The following is a 13,461-nucleotide window of genomic DNA, read 5'->3' as shown; positions in this document are numbered from 1 at the left end:
CGCCCTGCGACCCCGCCAACGCGCCCGTCGGTGATGTGAGCACCGCGCTCATGGTGATCGACTCGCGGCTCAAGGCCATCTACGACGGCCGAACCGGCACCGACCCCGAACAGCAGCGGATGGTCGACCAGTTCGCCGCCTCCCTGGGCCCCGCGGAGGCCGACGCGCTGCTCGAGGGCGTCTGCACGCTCATCTACATGTACATGGACTGGCTGCGGGTGGTCTGCGAGCGGCACGACAAGGAGGTCGTCGAGCACATCGTGCCGACCCTGGTGGCCACCATGCGGATGATGCCCAACACCTTCCGCCCCGAGGTCATCCCCACCATGGCCGGCCTCCTCATCGCCGCGGGCACCGGGCTGAGCCCCAACCTGTGGCGCGCGCAGTACGGGGACTGGACCAGGGCCGAGATGAACCCGCTGGAAGCCACCTCCGTGCTCCTCGCGGAGCACATCAACCGGATCGTCGGCGACGACCACGACTTCGCCACCCGCCTGATCGCCGACGCCCTGGCCGTCACGGACGAGGTCTGACCCCGGGGCCGGACCACCGCCCCTCCGCCCGCCCTGCCGGGCCGCGCCACGGCGGCCCGGCAGGGCGGGCGGGGTTCAGCGGACGGCCGGGACGGGCCCGACCCGCGGCTCCGGGTCGGTGCGGGGGAGCGTCCTCGGGACTGGGGTGGCTTCCGCGGCGGCGCCTTGGCCCGTCCCCGGGCCGCAGAGCGTCTTGGCGATGAGCGAATCGATCGGCTCGCTGCTCGCCGAGGTGTCCTTGCCCAGGAACGGGTTGTGCGACAGCGCGAACTGCCGCCGCCCGTCCAGGCTGCCGAGCAGCAGGGTGCTCCAGCCGGGGAGGCTGCCGTCGTGGCCCCAGGCCGCCTCGCAGCCCGGGCCCAGGTCGATGCGGAGCACACCGAGCCCGTACCGCGCGCCCTCGAACGTGGTCGGCACCGTGTCCGTCAGCGCGGTCAGCTCGGCCGGCCGCAGCAGCCTGCCGCCGAACAGCGCGGCGTGGAAGCGGTTGAGGTCGGCGGTGGTGGAGATGCCGTTGCCGGCCGCGTCCACCACGGACGGGTTGAGCCGGGTGATGTCGGCGGGCCCGGCCGGCATGTCGAGGTACGCGTGGGCGTGCGGGCCGCCGAGGCCGGTCTCCGAGCCCGGGAAGACCGTGCCGTCCAGGTGCAGGGGCCGGACGATCCGGCGCTCGACCTCGTGCTGCCAGCTGTGCCCGGTGACCTTCCGGACGATCATCCCGGCGAGCACGTAGTTGGTGTTGGAGTAGTGCCAGCCCTGCCCGGGCGCGAAGTACGGCGGGTGCTCGGCGGAGACGGCGGCCAACTGCTGCGGGCGGTAGTCCCGGTAGCGCCACCCCCCGTAGGCGAAGTCCCGCAGTTTGGCCTCGTCCGTGACCAGGAAGCGCTCGTCCTCGGTGAAGTTGAACAGGCCGCTGGTGTGGTTCAGCAACTGCCGGACGGTGATCGCGGCGCCGTTCGGGACGACCCCCGGCAGGTGCCGCTCGACCGGATCGTCGAGCCGGAGCCGGCCCTCGCCGACCAGTTGGAGGACGACCGTCGCCACGAAGGTCTTGGTCACGCTGCCGATCCGGAACCGGCCGTCCGACCTGGCCGGCTGCCCGGTGACGAGGTCGGCGGTCCCGGCGGCGCCCCGCCACGGGGAGCGGCCGGGGAGGCGGATCTCCGCGAGCGCGGCGGTCGTCCCGCCGTGCTCCACGAGGTCCCGCAGCTCCCGCTGCCCCTCGACCCGGGGTCGGCGCTCCGTCACGGACGCGTCCGTCCCGGCCGCCGCCACCGCCACGGTCGGGGCGAGCGTGACGACGGTGGCACCGGCCAGGGCGACGGCGGCCAGCCGGGTGCCCAACCGGCCGCGCCTGCGCGGTGTTCCAGCCTGAACGATGGTCATGATGCCCGCCCCTTCCGGCCCGGTCCCGGGCCGCCGGCACCACCCTCGCAGCCGCCGCACCCCGTGCGCATCGTCCTCCGGGGGGTCATCACGCATGAGCCCCGAGGACCGGGCCGCCCGCCGATCGACGGAGATGACGTACCGTCAGATCATCGCCAGGTGGCTTGACGTGGTGCGCGGGACGGCCTGGGGTCCGTCTTCAAACCCCCGGTTCCCCCGTCTCCTCCGCGCCCGGCCGGGGTGGGCGGAGGGCGCGGCCGATGCCCCAGGCGGCGGCGGTGATGCCGAGGAGGGCGATCGGACGGGACCACTCCCCGGCGGGCGTGGCGGCGAGGGCCACGGGCAGGACGAGGAGCGCCGCGGCGAGGGCGGCGAGCGCGTGGGCCGGGCGGGGCGTCCGGCGGTGCGGGCCGAAGGCGTCGACCAGGAGCAGGTGGGCGGTCAGCAGGACGACCAGGCCGGCGGCCCGCCAGGGGCCCGGGTCGCCGGGTGCGGCCAGCAGGACGGCGGCCGTCGCGAGCACGGTGGTGCGGCGGGCGGCGAGGCGGGCGGGCCAGGTGAACGCGGGGCGCGGCGACTCCTCGGACGGGACGGCGGCCCACGCGCCGAACATGGCGAGGGCGGCGGCGACCGGGACGCCGGCGGAGCCCGCCCGGTCGACCACCCCGCCCGGCACGCCGCCCGCCCCGGCTGCGGCGAGGGCCAGCAGCGCACCGGTGCACCGCAGGGCGGCCCGTTCGGCCCGGAGCGTGTGGCGTGCGCGGCGGGTGCTGGAGCCCGTCGGGGGAGCAGTGACGGTAGGGGAGTTCATCGGCTCCGGCCTCCGATCCGGCGGCGCAGCAGTGGGGCGAGCGCCAGGTCCAGCGCCTCGCCGGGGGTGTGTTGGACGACGGGGACGCCGCGGTTGCGCAGTGCCCGGCGCATCGCGTCGCGCTCGGCGCGCCAGAGCGGCAGGGCGACCGCCCCGATCTCGTCGCCGGGCTCCACCGTCGGCTCGCCCGCCGGGACCTCCACGACCACCAGCGGGTTGCCGCGTTCGCCGATCCAGCCGAGGACCTCCAGGATCCGCTGGTCGGCGAGCGGGGTGAAGGCGTACACCAGGGCGTGCCGGGGTAGTGCGGGCAGCGGCAGCCGGGGCGGGACGGAGTCGCGCAGGGCGCGGTCCCGGCGTACCTCCAGCACGCTCTCCACCATCCGGTGGAGGTGGCGCACGCCGGTGTCGGCGGTGAGCCAGCGCAGTTGCCCGCCGACCGCGACCAGGCCGACCCGGTCGTGGCGCCGCAGATAGGCGCGGGTCAGCCCGGTGGCCGCGCGCAGGCTCTCGTCCAGGCTGGAGCTGCTGGTGGCCGCGTCGTGGAAGTCGCCCAGGGCGTCCAGCAGGACGACCGCGTCGGCGGCCCGCTCGGCGGCGAACTGGTTGATCTGGACGCTGCCGCGCCGCGTCGTCGACGGCCAGTGGATGCGCCGCTGACGTTCGCCCGGCACGTACGGGCGGACGCCGACCACCTCGATGCCGGAGCCCTCGTGGGCGGTGGTGTGCTCGCCGATCCGCTCGGGCAGCCGCACCGGGACCGGGGTCAGCCGGGCCGCGGTGGGCACCGGGAAGACGTCCACCTCGCCGAGGTCGGCCCGCACCGTGCGGCAGGTCAGGCCGCCGGCGTCGGACACGTCGATGTCGATGGTGCCCAGCGCCCAGCGTCCCCAGCGGTCGGCCCGGACGGTGAGTGCCAGGACGGCGGGACCGACCGCGACCGACTCCAGCTCCAGCCCGCGGCCGAGGGCGATCACCGGGTCGAGCCCGCCGGTCGTCCCGTCGTGCCGGAGGTCGACCCGGACGGTGATCCGCTCGCCCTCGAAACAGCGCCGCGGTTCGGTGCCGACGGCGGTGGTCAGCTTCGTGGGCCGGCCGGCGCCGGGAGCGGCCAGGGCGAGCAGGACGGCGGGTGCCGCGGCGAGCGCCAGCAGCCAGGCGTGCCCGGTGGCCAGGGCGGCGGCGGTCGCGGCGGCGGCCACGGTCAGCAGCCGCAGGGTGCGTTCGGTGATCCGCCAGTGCGGGGAGGGCGGGTCGTGGGGGAGGCCGTGCAGGGTGGCCCGGGTGCTGCGGGCGAGGATCCGGGCGGTGACCGGGTCCGGAACCGTCCCGGGCGGCGGGGCGGAGCGGCGGGCGGCCGGCGTGGACCGGGTCCGGAGGCGGGGCGGGTGGACCTCTCCGGCGGAGCCCGCTGTCGCGCCACCGCGGCGGGGCGGCTCGGGGGCGGTCACCGCCAGCGCGCGCACCGGCCGCGCGCCCGACGGGGCACCGGGCCCACCGCCGGCCGCACCGGCCTGGGCGGCCAGCCTGCGCGCCTGGGCCGCGTTCGCGGCCGTCGCTGCTGCGGCGGTCGCATCCGGAGTGTCGATGCCGCTCACCGCGTGCCGTCCGTCCCGTCCGTCCCGTCGGCCGGCCGCGGCACGGTGCGCGGGGCCGGCACCGAGCCGACCAGCCGCGCCACCACCTCGTCCGCCTCGACCTGCCGCACCCACAACTCCGGCTGGAGCGTGACCCGGTGGGCCAGCGCGGGTACGGCCAGCGCTTTCACGTCCTCGGGCGTCAGGTAGTCGCGGCCCTCCAGCATCGCCCGCGCCCGGGCCAGTTGGAGCAGCGCCAGCCCGCCGCGCGGTGAGGCGCCGACCTGGATCTGCTGGTCCTCCCGGGTCGCCGTCACCAGCGCGACCACGTAGTCCACCAGGTCGTCGTCCACCTCGACGCGCTCCACCGCCGCCCGCATCGCCAGCAGCTCGGCGGGGTCGGCGACGGCGGTGAGCACCGGTTCGGGGGCCGACCGGTGCAGCCGGGCCCGGAGCATGGCCGCCTCCAGACCGGTGGACAGGTACCCCATCCGCACCCGCAGCAGGAACCGGTCCAACTGCGCCTCGGGCAGCGCGTAGGTGCCCTCGTACTCGATCGGGTTGGCGGTGGCGATCACCGCGAAGGGCTGCGGCAGCCGGCGGGTGGACCCGTCGACCGACACCTGCTCCTCGGCCATCGCCTCCAGCAGCGCCGCCTGGGTCTTGGGCGGGGTCCGGTTGATCTCGTCGGCGAGCAGCAGTTGGGTGAAGAGCGGGCCGGGCCGGAAGACCATCTCGCCGGTGCGCGCGTCGTAGAAGGGCGCCCCGGTGACGTCCGAGGGCAGGAGGTCGGGGGTGAACTGGATCCGGCGGAAGTCCAGGCCCAGGGTGGTCGCGAAGGAGCGGGCCAGCAGGGTCTTCCCGAGGCCGGGCAGGTCCTCGATCAGCACGTGCCCGCCGGCCAGGACGCCCAGCATGACCAGCCGGAGCGCCTCCGGCTTGCCGACCACCGCCCGCTCGATCTCGGCGAGCACCGCGCGGGCGCGCTCGCCGGCCTGCTGCGGCGTCAGCGCGGCGGGCGCGGCCGGGGCGATCCTCGGAGCGATCCTCGGGTCGGTCGTCGGCTCGGCGGTGTCCTGCGGGGCGGCGGTCATCTGATCTCCTGACAAAAGCGGTTCGGAACGGCCCGGCGGCGCGGCCTCCGGTGGGGACGGGGCCGCCCGGTCACGGCGCCGGCGGGCGGTCCGGCGGGCGCGGGTCCCGCTGGTCCCCGGAGGGAGCGGGGGACCGCCCCGGGACCGCCCGGAGCGACTCCAAGCGCTCGACGAGCGCGAGCAGCACCGGCGCCGGGACGGTCGCGGTCGGAGCCGCCGACTCGGGGTCGATCCACGGCCACAGCTCGGGGCCGACCAACTCGGCGACCGGGCCCCGGTCGGCGGTGAGCGACAGCCCGTAGAGCTCGGACAGCCGTGCGGCGTACAGCCGTTGGAGCCGGGAGCGGAGCGGCCGGCCGTCGCCCTCCGGCTCCAGGGCCTGGCGGACGGTCCAGCGCCAGTCGCCGAGCCCGGGTGCGCGGGAGTCCATCAGCGGCTTCCGGAGCCGGTGGCCCAGACCCTCGCGCCGGGCCCCCGCACCGGCCACGTACCAGCCGGCGGCCAGGCCGGCGACGGTGAGCAGGACGGCACCGGCGCCCGCCGCCGGCAGGCCGCCGACCAGGCCGAAGAGGAGTTCGGCCAGGAGGGCGACGAACCCCAGCTCCAGCAGGCTGTGCCGGACCGACCCGGGCGCGGCCAGGTCGACCTCGCGCGGCGGCTGCCCCTCGGTGAGGCGGTCGACGCGGCGGGCGCGGCGGGCGCTCATCGCGGCTCCCCGGCGGCGCCGACCAACGGCTCCTGGCGCGCGTCCGGCTCCGCCAGCCCGGCGGCGAGCGCGTCCAGCGCGGAACGGGCCCGGCGCACGTGCGCGTCGTCCATCGGGTGGGTCGAGTAGCGGGCCTCGCGGAACAGCCCGGTCAGCGCGTACGCGTGCCGGCCGTCGACCCGGTGGTCGGCGACGGCCCGCTCCAGCAGTTCGGTCGGACTGTCGCAGTCCCGGCGCGGCACACCGGACTCCGCCAGCGCGGCCTCCATCGCCGCGTAACAGGCGATCACCGCCGTCCGCGGATCGTCCCCGTGCAGCGCTCGCCGACCGGTGTCCACGGCGGCGGCCAGGGCGTCCTCGGCCGGCTCCGGCACCGCGCCGGCGACCGCGGTGAGCCCGGCCGGGCGCGACCGCCGACGCCACCGGACGCGGAGCACGGCCGCCACCAGCAGCGCCAGCAGGACGAGCGCCAGCGCCACCAGCGATCCGGTGACCAGCACGCGGGCCACCGTGTCCGTCGGCTCGCCCATCGTGACGGGCGCGCCGGGCGGGGCGGACGCGGCCACCTCAGGGGCGGGCGGCGGGGCGTCACCCGGGAGCGGGGCATCGGCGGAGCCGCTGCGGAGGTGGAAGACCACCATCAGTACCGGTACCGCGAGGGTGGCCACGGCCAGCAGCGCCCCGGCGGCCGCCCGCAGCCGCTCGGCCCACGGCGTCGGCCCGGTCAGGTGGCGGACCTCCGTCCAGAACCGCGCGGTGAACCGCCCGATCGCCACCGCCCATCCGAACGCCAGCAGCACGACCAGACCGACGGCTCCGACCGGCGCCGAACCGCCCGAACCCAGCAGCCCGCCGTCCGCACGCAGCCCCGCGGCCGCGAGCGTCAGCCCGCCGACGACCAGCACCACGCCGGACCCTCGCACACGACCACCCCCGCTTCCCCACCACACCGCGCCCCCGCCACACCGCACTCAAGCGCGGACGAAGCGTCGCACACCACCTGTCACACTGTCACCCTCCGTACCCCCCCGCCGGGCCGGGGCCGGGAGGGTCAGCCGTCCATGGTGGCCGCCGTGGTCGCGGCGGTCAGGAGCAGCCAGCCGAGGACGGAGAGGCCGAGGGTGAGGGCGAGCGCCCACTGTGTCGACATGAGGACGAGGGCGCCGAAGAACGAGACGAAGGCGGTGAAGCCGCCCGCGACGACGGGGACCGAATTCGCGCCGGAACGCCACCAGGTCAGGCCGTGGGCGGTGAGGAGCGTGCCCAGGCCGGCCAGCAGGGCCACCTTGAAGGAGGTCAGCCAGGGCGTGATCGGGTTCTCGGCGCGGTGCCCGTGGTAGGAGAGCTCGACCACCCGCCCCCGGAAGATCGCCAGGTCCACGTCCGTGCCGACCTTCGCGTCGTTGTAGAAGGCCTTGCCGACGTCGTAGGTGTGCTTGGGGGCCTTCTCGCGTGTCACGGTCAGCGAGTAGGTGGTGCTGTCTTCGTTCCGGTTGACCTTCCGCGCCGTCACCTTGCCGCTCTCGTGCAGGACGCAGTCCGTGCCGGGCGTGGCCGCCGCCGTGCCGCAGGCCGGGGCGTGGCGGTGGGCGCCCACCGCGTGGTAGCCGTCGACGAACCAGGTGAAGCCGAGCACGGTGGTGGCCAGTCCGGTCAGCAGGAACAGGGCCTGCGTCACCACGCGGACGACCGGTCCGGCGATCCGTCGGAATCCACCGGGCGGCCTCGCGTCCTTGATGCGCGCGTTCATCGCAGCCCCCTCGATCGCGTCCCCGGGCACCTCCCCGATGCCCTGCCACGATGCTGCCCGGGCACGGCCGCCGGGGCGAGGGGCCCGGCGCTCCTTGTGACGAACTTGTGGAAGTCCGACTGCGGCGGCCTCGCGAAGAAGGACCACCGCGGCTGTCACATTCCTCCGTCGGCCCCCGTCAGTGCAGTGACCGAGCAGGACGACGAACGGAAGAGGACAGCTCATGAACGACGCGCGGATGGCGAACCCGGCCGTGGTGATCCCGGAGGCGCTGCCGGCGATCCTCGGGGTCGTCAAGGCGGCGAAGAAGGGCGGCGTGCCGGAGGGGCTGCTGGAGCTGGTCCACCTGCGGGCGAGCCAGATCAACGGATGCAGCTACTGCGTGGTGGGCGGCATCGCGAGCGCGAAGAAGAACGGTGAGACCGACGAGCGCCTGCACGCGGTGGCGGCCTGGCGGGAGGCGCCGTTCTTCACGGACGCGGAGCGGGCGGCGCTGGAGCTGTCCGAGCACGTGACGCGGCTCGCGGACCGTGCCGTGGTGCCGGACGACGTCTGGAACGCGGCGGCGGCGCACTTCGACGAGAAGCAGTTGGCCTCGCTGGTGCTGTGGATCAGCCTGACCAACCTCTTCAACCGGCTGAACGCCACGACCCGCCAGCCGGCCGGCGCGACCTGGTAGCCGCCTGACATCCACAAGAGCGTCCCGGGGGTGAACGGTCCGGGGCCGGACGGCACGCCACATGCCGCCCGGCCCCGGACCGTTCTGGGGCGGCCGGAGTTCAGTCGGCCTCGCCGTGGCGCTCGTCGTCGTGGGCTCCGGAGAGGACGGCGTCGAGGAGGCCGGGGTAGCGGGCGTCGAGGTCCTCGCGGCGCAGGCGCAGGAGGTTCTCCCGGCCGGACGGCTGCTGGTGGATGACCCCGCTGTCGCGCAGGACCCGCCAGTGGTGGGTCATCGTCGACTTGGCGGTGATGCCGATCGCGGTGAGCACGCTCCCGCAGTTGTGCGCGCCGCCGCCGTTCAGGACCCGGACGGCGGAGAGGCGGACGGGGTTGCCGAGGGCGGTCAGGACGTGCTCGATCCGGATCTGCTCGCGGTCGGGGTGGCGGTAGCTCATGGCCCCCACCGTAACGCGGCGGTGGGGCCGCTCGGCCCGCGACAGTTGCCCAAGTGGGCGAGGGGAGCGCCGGGTTGCGTGGCCGCTCGGCGGGGTTGCGTCGGCTCCGGTGCCCCCTGGTCCCGGGGTGGCCGCCGTCGGTATGCTGTAATGCGTGAGTGCAGCGAATGACCCTTACGAGCTGCGGGTCGGGACACCCGATGTGGCGACCTTCCGGCATCTGCGGACGGCCGCGGGGATGCGCCGCTTGGTGTGACCGTGCCGGTGCCCGCCGCGGACCCGTGCTCGCCGCCGCGGCGAGCACGGGTCCGCGGTGAGCACCGGGCGGCGGGCCGTCAGGAGTGGATGCCCTGGCCCGGGGTCAGGATCCCGGCCGGGTCGAAGCGGTGCTTGGCGGCCACCGCGCGCCCCCAGCGGGAGCCGTAGTGGCGCCGCCAGTCGGCGCGGGTGAGACCCGGGATCGCCCCGATCAGGTACCGCTTGCCGCCCAGCTGCACCGCCCGGTCGTACAGCCGGCGGTTGCGCCGCAGCGCGGCGGCGTGGTCGGCGCCCGGGGTCGGGAAGCAGAGCAGGTCGAAGTGGAAGCCGACCGGCTCGTCCGGCATGACGGTCATCGGGCGGGTGAACACGTCGGTGCGGAACGGGTAGAAGAGCAGGAGGCCGGCGCCCAGGTCCTCCTGGGTCAGCAGCGCGGAGGCCTCGCGCATGAACGTTTCGGTGGTCGAGGCGGGCAGGAACAGGCTCATCCAGGGCTTGGGCTGCGACCAGAGGCCGGCCGCCTGCAGGTAGTCGGCGAAGGCGTCCACCCGGTACGCGTACTCGCGCGCCGTCTGGTCGACGAAGGTCGTGTCGGCCGCGACGCAGCGCAGGCCGCGCACCAGCTCCGCCCGGTCCGGCGCGGCGGTGCCGTCGTAGTGGACGACGCCCTCGACCTTGTAGCGCCAGCCGGTCCCGGCCGCGTTGAGCGACGCGTCGCCGACCTGGAGGTCGAAGCGCCGCTCCAGCATCACCTTCTCCTGGTCCGCGAGGTAGGCGGACAGGTCGTCGTAGTACAGGTTGACGACCAGCGCCCGCTCGCGCGCCCGCACCAGGCGCAGGGTGGCCCGGACGATGAGGCCGACCTGCCCGCCGCCGCCCAGCACGGCCTCGAACAGCTCGCGGTTCTCGTGCGCCGAGGCGGTCACCAGCTCGCCGGTGCCGGTGACCACGTCCACCGACTCGACCGTGTCCGTCTGGAAGCCGTACCGCTGCACACCGCCGCCGATGCCGCCGACGCTCAGCGTGCCGCCCACCGACAGGTGCAGGTAGTCCGTCAGGCAGGGCGGCATCCAACCCTGGGCGAGGGCGGCGTCGGTCAGCCGCGCCCAGGTGACGCCCGCCTCCACGACGGCGCGGCCGGGGGTGATCCGGATGATCCGGTCCAGTCCGCGGGCGTCGATCGCGACGCCGCCGCGCACCTCGGCCTGGCCGTAGCTGGAGTGCGACTCCAGCTCCGCGGCGCTGCCGGTGCCGCTCTGGCCGTTCATCGCGACCGGGATGCGGTGGCGGCGGGCGAAGGCGACCAGCGTGGCGACGTCGCGCACGGAGCCCGGCCGCAGCACGGCGCGCGGGGCGGCGGTCACCAGGTGCCCGAAGTCCCCGCCGAACCGGGCCAGCGTCCCGCCGTCGGCCACCAGCGTGCCGTCCAGCCGGGGCGGCGCCGCGAGCGCGTCGGCGGCGGCTCCGTCGGCGGGGGCCTCGGTGGGGGCCTCGGTGGCGGGGGTCTCGACGGCCCAGGCGCGGTCCACCGTGTTCCACCCGACGACGGCGGCCGCCGCACCGGCGATCACAGTGCGGCGGGGCAGGGCTGACTCGCTCATTTCAGATTTCTCCGATCAATCGTCATATGAGCAGTGTTGTATCGCGGTCGGCGCGTGGACAAGGTCCGTGCCTGAACGGCTCGGGGTCGGCCGCTCCGGCGGCGTCGACCGTCCGGAGTGCGGAGGGTGGTCTATACCATGAAGGGTGGCGTCGAGATCCGGACACCCGCCCCGGCCCGTCGTCACATCCCGGACCAGGGCGGGCAACGGCCCGAGGGTGCGTAGGCAGAGGATTCGCGGTGGCCGGAAAACCGGTTGTCCGCGCACGACGGCCGGGAGAGAGTGGGGGTCGTCGGGATCAAGGAATGACGACGACGACCGAGGGCGAGCTGGGCCTGGGAGAGCCCAAGGGCCTGTAAAGCCCCCGCTTCGGCTGTGATGGTTCGAATCCATCCTCGCCCACCCTCGGACCGCCCGGCCGCCCCGGAGCCGCACCCCGCCCGGGGCGGCCGGGCGGTACGGATAGGCTCGGCCGCATGTTCGTTCTGGAGCTGACCTACACCGTGCCGCTCGACCGCGTCGACGCGCTCCTGCCGGCGCACGTCGAGTGGCTGAACCGTCATTACGCGGACGGGACCTTCCTGGCCTCCGGGCGCAAGGTGCCCCGTGACGGTGGCATCATCCTCGCCGTCGGGGAGGACCGGGCGGCGATCGAGGCGCTCGTCCGCACCGACCCGTTCGCCGTCGAGGGGCTGGCCGTCTACGAAGTGACGGAGTTCCTCGCCACCGTCGTCGCGCCCGCCCTGGAGCCCTACCGGCAGCAGCTCCCGGCCTGAGGCCCCGCCGCCCGTCCCGTCCCGTGAATCGTCGGCCCGGTCCGCGTCCCGTCACCCGTCGGCCCGGGTGTCGACGCGGCCCCGCGCCCCGGTTCGGAGAGCGGTCGTGCACTGGCTACGATCGGTGAGCACGGGGCAGGAAGCGCCGGGCCGCGGGGCCGGCGCACGGCGAGACATCCAGTGGGAGAAGACGATGGCACACGCACGGGCCGGTCAGCCGGCGCAGCCAGGCGACCTGGTGGACGTGGCGAGGCTGGTGACGGCCTACTACACGCTGCACCCGGACCCGGAGGAGCCGGGCCAGCGGGTCGCGTTCGGCACCTCGGGCCACCGCGGCTCCTCGCTGGACGCGGCGTTCAACGAGGACCACATCGCCGCCACCACCCAGGCGATCTGCGAGTACCGGACCGCCCAGGGCGTCACCGGCCCGCTGTACCTCGGCGCCGACAGCCACGCGCTGTCCGAGCCGGCCAAGGCCACCGCCGTCGAGGTGCTGGCGGCGAACGGCGTGACCGTCCTGCTGGACAGCGCCGACGGCTACACCCCGACCCCCGCCGTCTCGCACGCGATCCTCACCCACAACCGGCGCAGCCCGCAGTCGCTCGCCGACGGCATCGTCGTCACCCCCTCGCACAACCCGCCCCGCGACGGCGGCTTCAAGTACAACCCGCCGAGCGGCGGCCCGGCCGGCTCCGAGGCCACCGGCTGGATCCAGGACCGTGCCAACGCCCTGATCCGCGAGGGCCTGCGCGGCGTCAAGCGGGTGCCGTACGCGCGCGCCCTGGCCGCGGCGACCACCGGCCGCCACGACTACGTCACCACCTACACCGAGGACCTCGTCTCGGTCCTCGACCTGGACGCGATCCGCTCCGCCGGCCTGCGGATCGGCGCCGACCCGCTGGGCGGCGCCTCCGTCGCCTACTGGGGCCGGATCGCCGAGACCCACCGCCTCGACCTCACCGTGGTCAACCCGGTCACCGACCCGACCTGGCGCTTCATGACGCTGGACTGGGACGGCAAGATCCGGATGGACTGCTCCTCGCCCGCCGCGATGGCCTCGCTGATCGCCCGCCGCGACGAGTACGCCATCGCCACCGGCAACGACGCCGACGCCGACCGGCACGGCATCGTCACCCCCGACGGCGGCCTGATGAACCCCAACCACTACCTCGCGGTGGCCGTCGACTACCTCTACCGCCACCGCGCCGACTGGCCGGCCGACGCGGCCGTGGGCAAGACGCTGGTGTCCTCCTCGATGCTCGACCGGGTCGCCGCCGACCTCCGGCGCGAACTCGTCGAGGTCCCGGTGGGCTTCAAGTGGTTCGTCGACGGCCTGCTGGAGGGCTCGATCGCGTTCGGCGGCGAGGAGTCGGCCGGCGCGTCCTTCCTGCGCCGCGACGGCGGGGTGTGGACCACGGACAAGGACGGCATCCTGCTCGCCCTGCTGGCCGCCGAGATCACCGCCGTGACCGGCCGCACCCCCAGCGAGTACTACCGCGACCTGACGGACCGCTTCGGCGCCCCCGCGTACGCCCGCGTGGACGCCCCGGCGGACCGTGAGCAGAAGGCGCTGCTCTCCCGCCTGTCGGCCGAGCAGGTCAAGGCCGGGGACCTCGCCGGCGAGCCGGTCACCGCCGTCCTCACCGAGGCCCCGGGCAACGGCGCGGCCATCGGCGGCATCAAGGTGTGCACCGAGAGCGCCTGGTTCGCGGCCCGCCCGTCGGGTACGGAGGACGTCTACAAGATCTACGCGGAGTCCTTCCAGGGCCCCGAGCACCTCGCCCGGGTCCAGGAGGAGGCGCGCGAGCTGGTCAACGAGGTGCTCGCCGGTCAGGCGTCCGCCTGACGGTTCGC

Annotated in this window: 13 protein-coding genes and 1 tRNA gene; 5 read left to right on the top strand and 9 right to left on the bottom strand. The window is 75.2% G+C overall.

The window, feature by feature from the left end; all coding sequences use genetic code 11:
* Positions 1–50 precede the first annotated feature (50 nt).
* A complete protein-coding gene (locus ACFP3U_RS17950) occupies positions 51–533 on the top strand; it encodes a hypothetical protein (protein WP_380226597.1) in 483 nt (160 codons plus the stop codon).
* 75 nt (positions 534–608) lie between these two features.
* Here ACFP3U_RS17950 and ACFP3U_RS17945 read toward each other — a convergent pair whose 3' ends face one another.
* The 7 genes from ACFP3U_RS17945 to ACFP3U_RS17915 all read right to left on the bottom strand — a co-directional run bounded on the left by ACFP3U_RS17945 (position 609) and on the right by ACFP3U_RS17915 (position 7,857).
* Positions 609–1,919 (bottom strand): serine hydrolase domain-containing protein, encoded by a 1,311-nt coding sequence (locus ACFP3U_RS17945; protein WP_380226546.1) that lies wholly within the window; start codon positions 1,917–1,919, stop codon positions 609–611.
* Positions 1,920–2,118: 199 nt separating this feature from the next.
* Positions 2,119–2,730, bottom strand: coding sequence for a hypothetical protein (locus ACFP3U_RS17940; RefSeq protein ID WP_380226545.1), 612 nt, complete (start codon positions 2,728–2,730; stop codon positions 2,119–2,121).
* On the bottom strand, positions 2,727–4,328 hold the full coding sequence (locus ACFP3U_RS17935) for a DUF58 domain-containing protein (RefSeq protein WP_380226544.1): 1,602 nt from the start codon (positions 4,326–4,328) through the stop codon (positions 2,727–2,729). Before ACFP3U_RS17935 ends, ACFP3U_RS17940 begins: the two co-directional genes overlap by 4 nt.
* The gene (locus tag ACFP3U_RS17930) at positions 4,325–5,401 is read right to left on the bottom strand and encodes an AAA family ATPase (RefSeq protein WP_380226543.1); all 1,077 of its coding nucleotides are present in this window, start codon (positions 5,399–5,401) and stop codon (positions 4,325–4,327) included. The genes ACFP3U_RS17935 and ACFP3U_RS17930 overlap by 4 nt, the downstream gene beginning before the upstream one ends.
* Before the next feature lie 70 nt (positions 5,402–5,471).
* A complete protein-coding gene (locus tag ACFP3U_RS17925) occupies positions 5,472–6,107 on the bottom strand; it encodes a hypothetical protein (protein ID WP_380226542.1) in 636 nt (211 codons plus the stop codon).
* Positions 6,104–7,030 (bottom strand): DUF4129 domain-containing protein, encoded by a 927-nt coding sequence (locus ACFP3U_RS17920; protein WP_380226541.1) that lies wholly within the window; start codon positions 7,028–7,030, stop codon positions 6,104–6,106. The genes ACFP3U_RS17925 and ACFP3U_RS17920 overlap by 4 nt, the downstream gene beginning before the upstream one ends.
* Before the next feature lie 128 nt (positions 7,031–7,158).
* A complete protein-coding gene (locus ACFP3U_RS17915) occupies positions 7,159–7,857 on the bottom strand; it encodes a hypothetical protein (protein WP_380226540.1) in 699 nt (232 codons plus the stop codon).
* Positions 7,858–8,080: 223 nt separating this feature from the next.
* On the opposite strand from ACFP3U_RS17915, the gene ACFP3U_RS17910 reads away from it, so the two are divergent.
* Positions 8,081–8,536 carry a carboxymuconolactone decarboxylase family protein gene (locus ACFP3U_RS17910; protein ID WP_380226539.1) on the top strand — a complete coding sequence of 152 codons (456 nt, stop codon included), beginning with the start codon at positions 8,081–8,083 and terminating at the stop codon, positions 8,534–8,536.
* Between the two features lie 100 nt (positions 8,537–8,636).
* On the opposite strand, the gene ACFP3U_RS17905 is transcribed toward ACFP3U_RS17910, so the two are convergent.
* Entirely contained in the window at positions 8,637–8,972 is a 336-nt protein-coding gene (locus ACFP3U_RS17905; RefSeq protein WP_380226538.1) for an ArsR/SmtB family transcription factor, read from the bottom strand.
* 335 nt (positions 8,973–9,307) lie between these two features.
* Positions 9,308–10,831: an FAD-binding protein gene (locus ACFP3U_RS17900; protein WP_380226537.1), complete on the bottom strand. Its 1,524-nt coding sequence runs from the start codon at positions 10,829–10,831 to the stop codon at positions 9,308–9,310.
* 322 nt (positions 10,832–11,153) lie between these two features.
* Between ACFP3U_RS17900 and ACFP3U_RS17895 the strand changes: the two genes are divergently transcribed.
* The 3 genes from ACFP3U_RS17895 (at position 11,154) to pgm (ending at position 13,453) form a co-directional block, all read left to right on the top strand.
* A tRNA-Tyr gene (locus ACFP3U_RS17895) sits at positions 11,154–11,233 on the top strand.
* Positions 11,234–11,307: 74 nt separating this feature from the next.
* Positions 11,308–11,607, top strand: a complete 300-nt coding sequence (locus ACFP3U_RS17890) for a YciI family protein (RefSeq protein WP_380226536.1) — start codon at positions 11,308–11,310, stop codon at positions 11,605–11,607.
* Between the two features lie 193 nt (positions 11,608–11,800).
* Complete coding sequence (gene pgm / locus ACFP3U_RS17885; protein ID WP_380226535.1) at positions 11,801–13,453, top strand: phosphoglucomutase (alpha-D-glucose-1,6-bisphosphate-dependent); 1,653 nt, start codon at positions 11,801–11,803, stop codon at positions 13,451–13,453.
* Positions 13,454–13,461 lie beyond the last annotated feature (8 nt).

Origin of the sequence: Kitasatospora misakiensis (genome assembly GCF_042656005.1) — a bacterium.
GTDB classification, from domain to species: Bacteria; Actinomycetota; Actinomycetes; order Streptomycetales; family Streptomycetaceae; genus Kitasatospora; species Kitasatospora misakiensis.
Note: the sequence above shows the minus strand (reverse complement) of the source record. Positions and strands in the feature narration are given on the sequence as shown.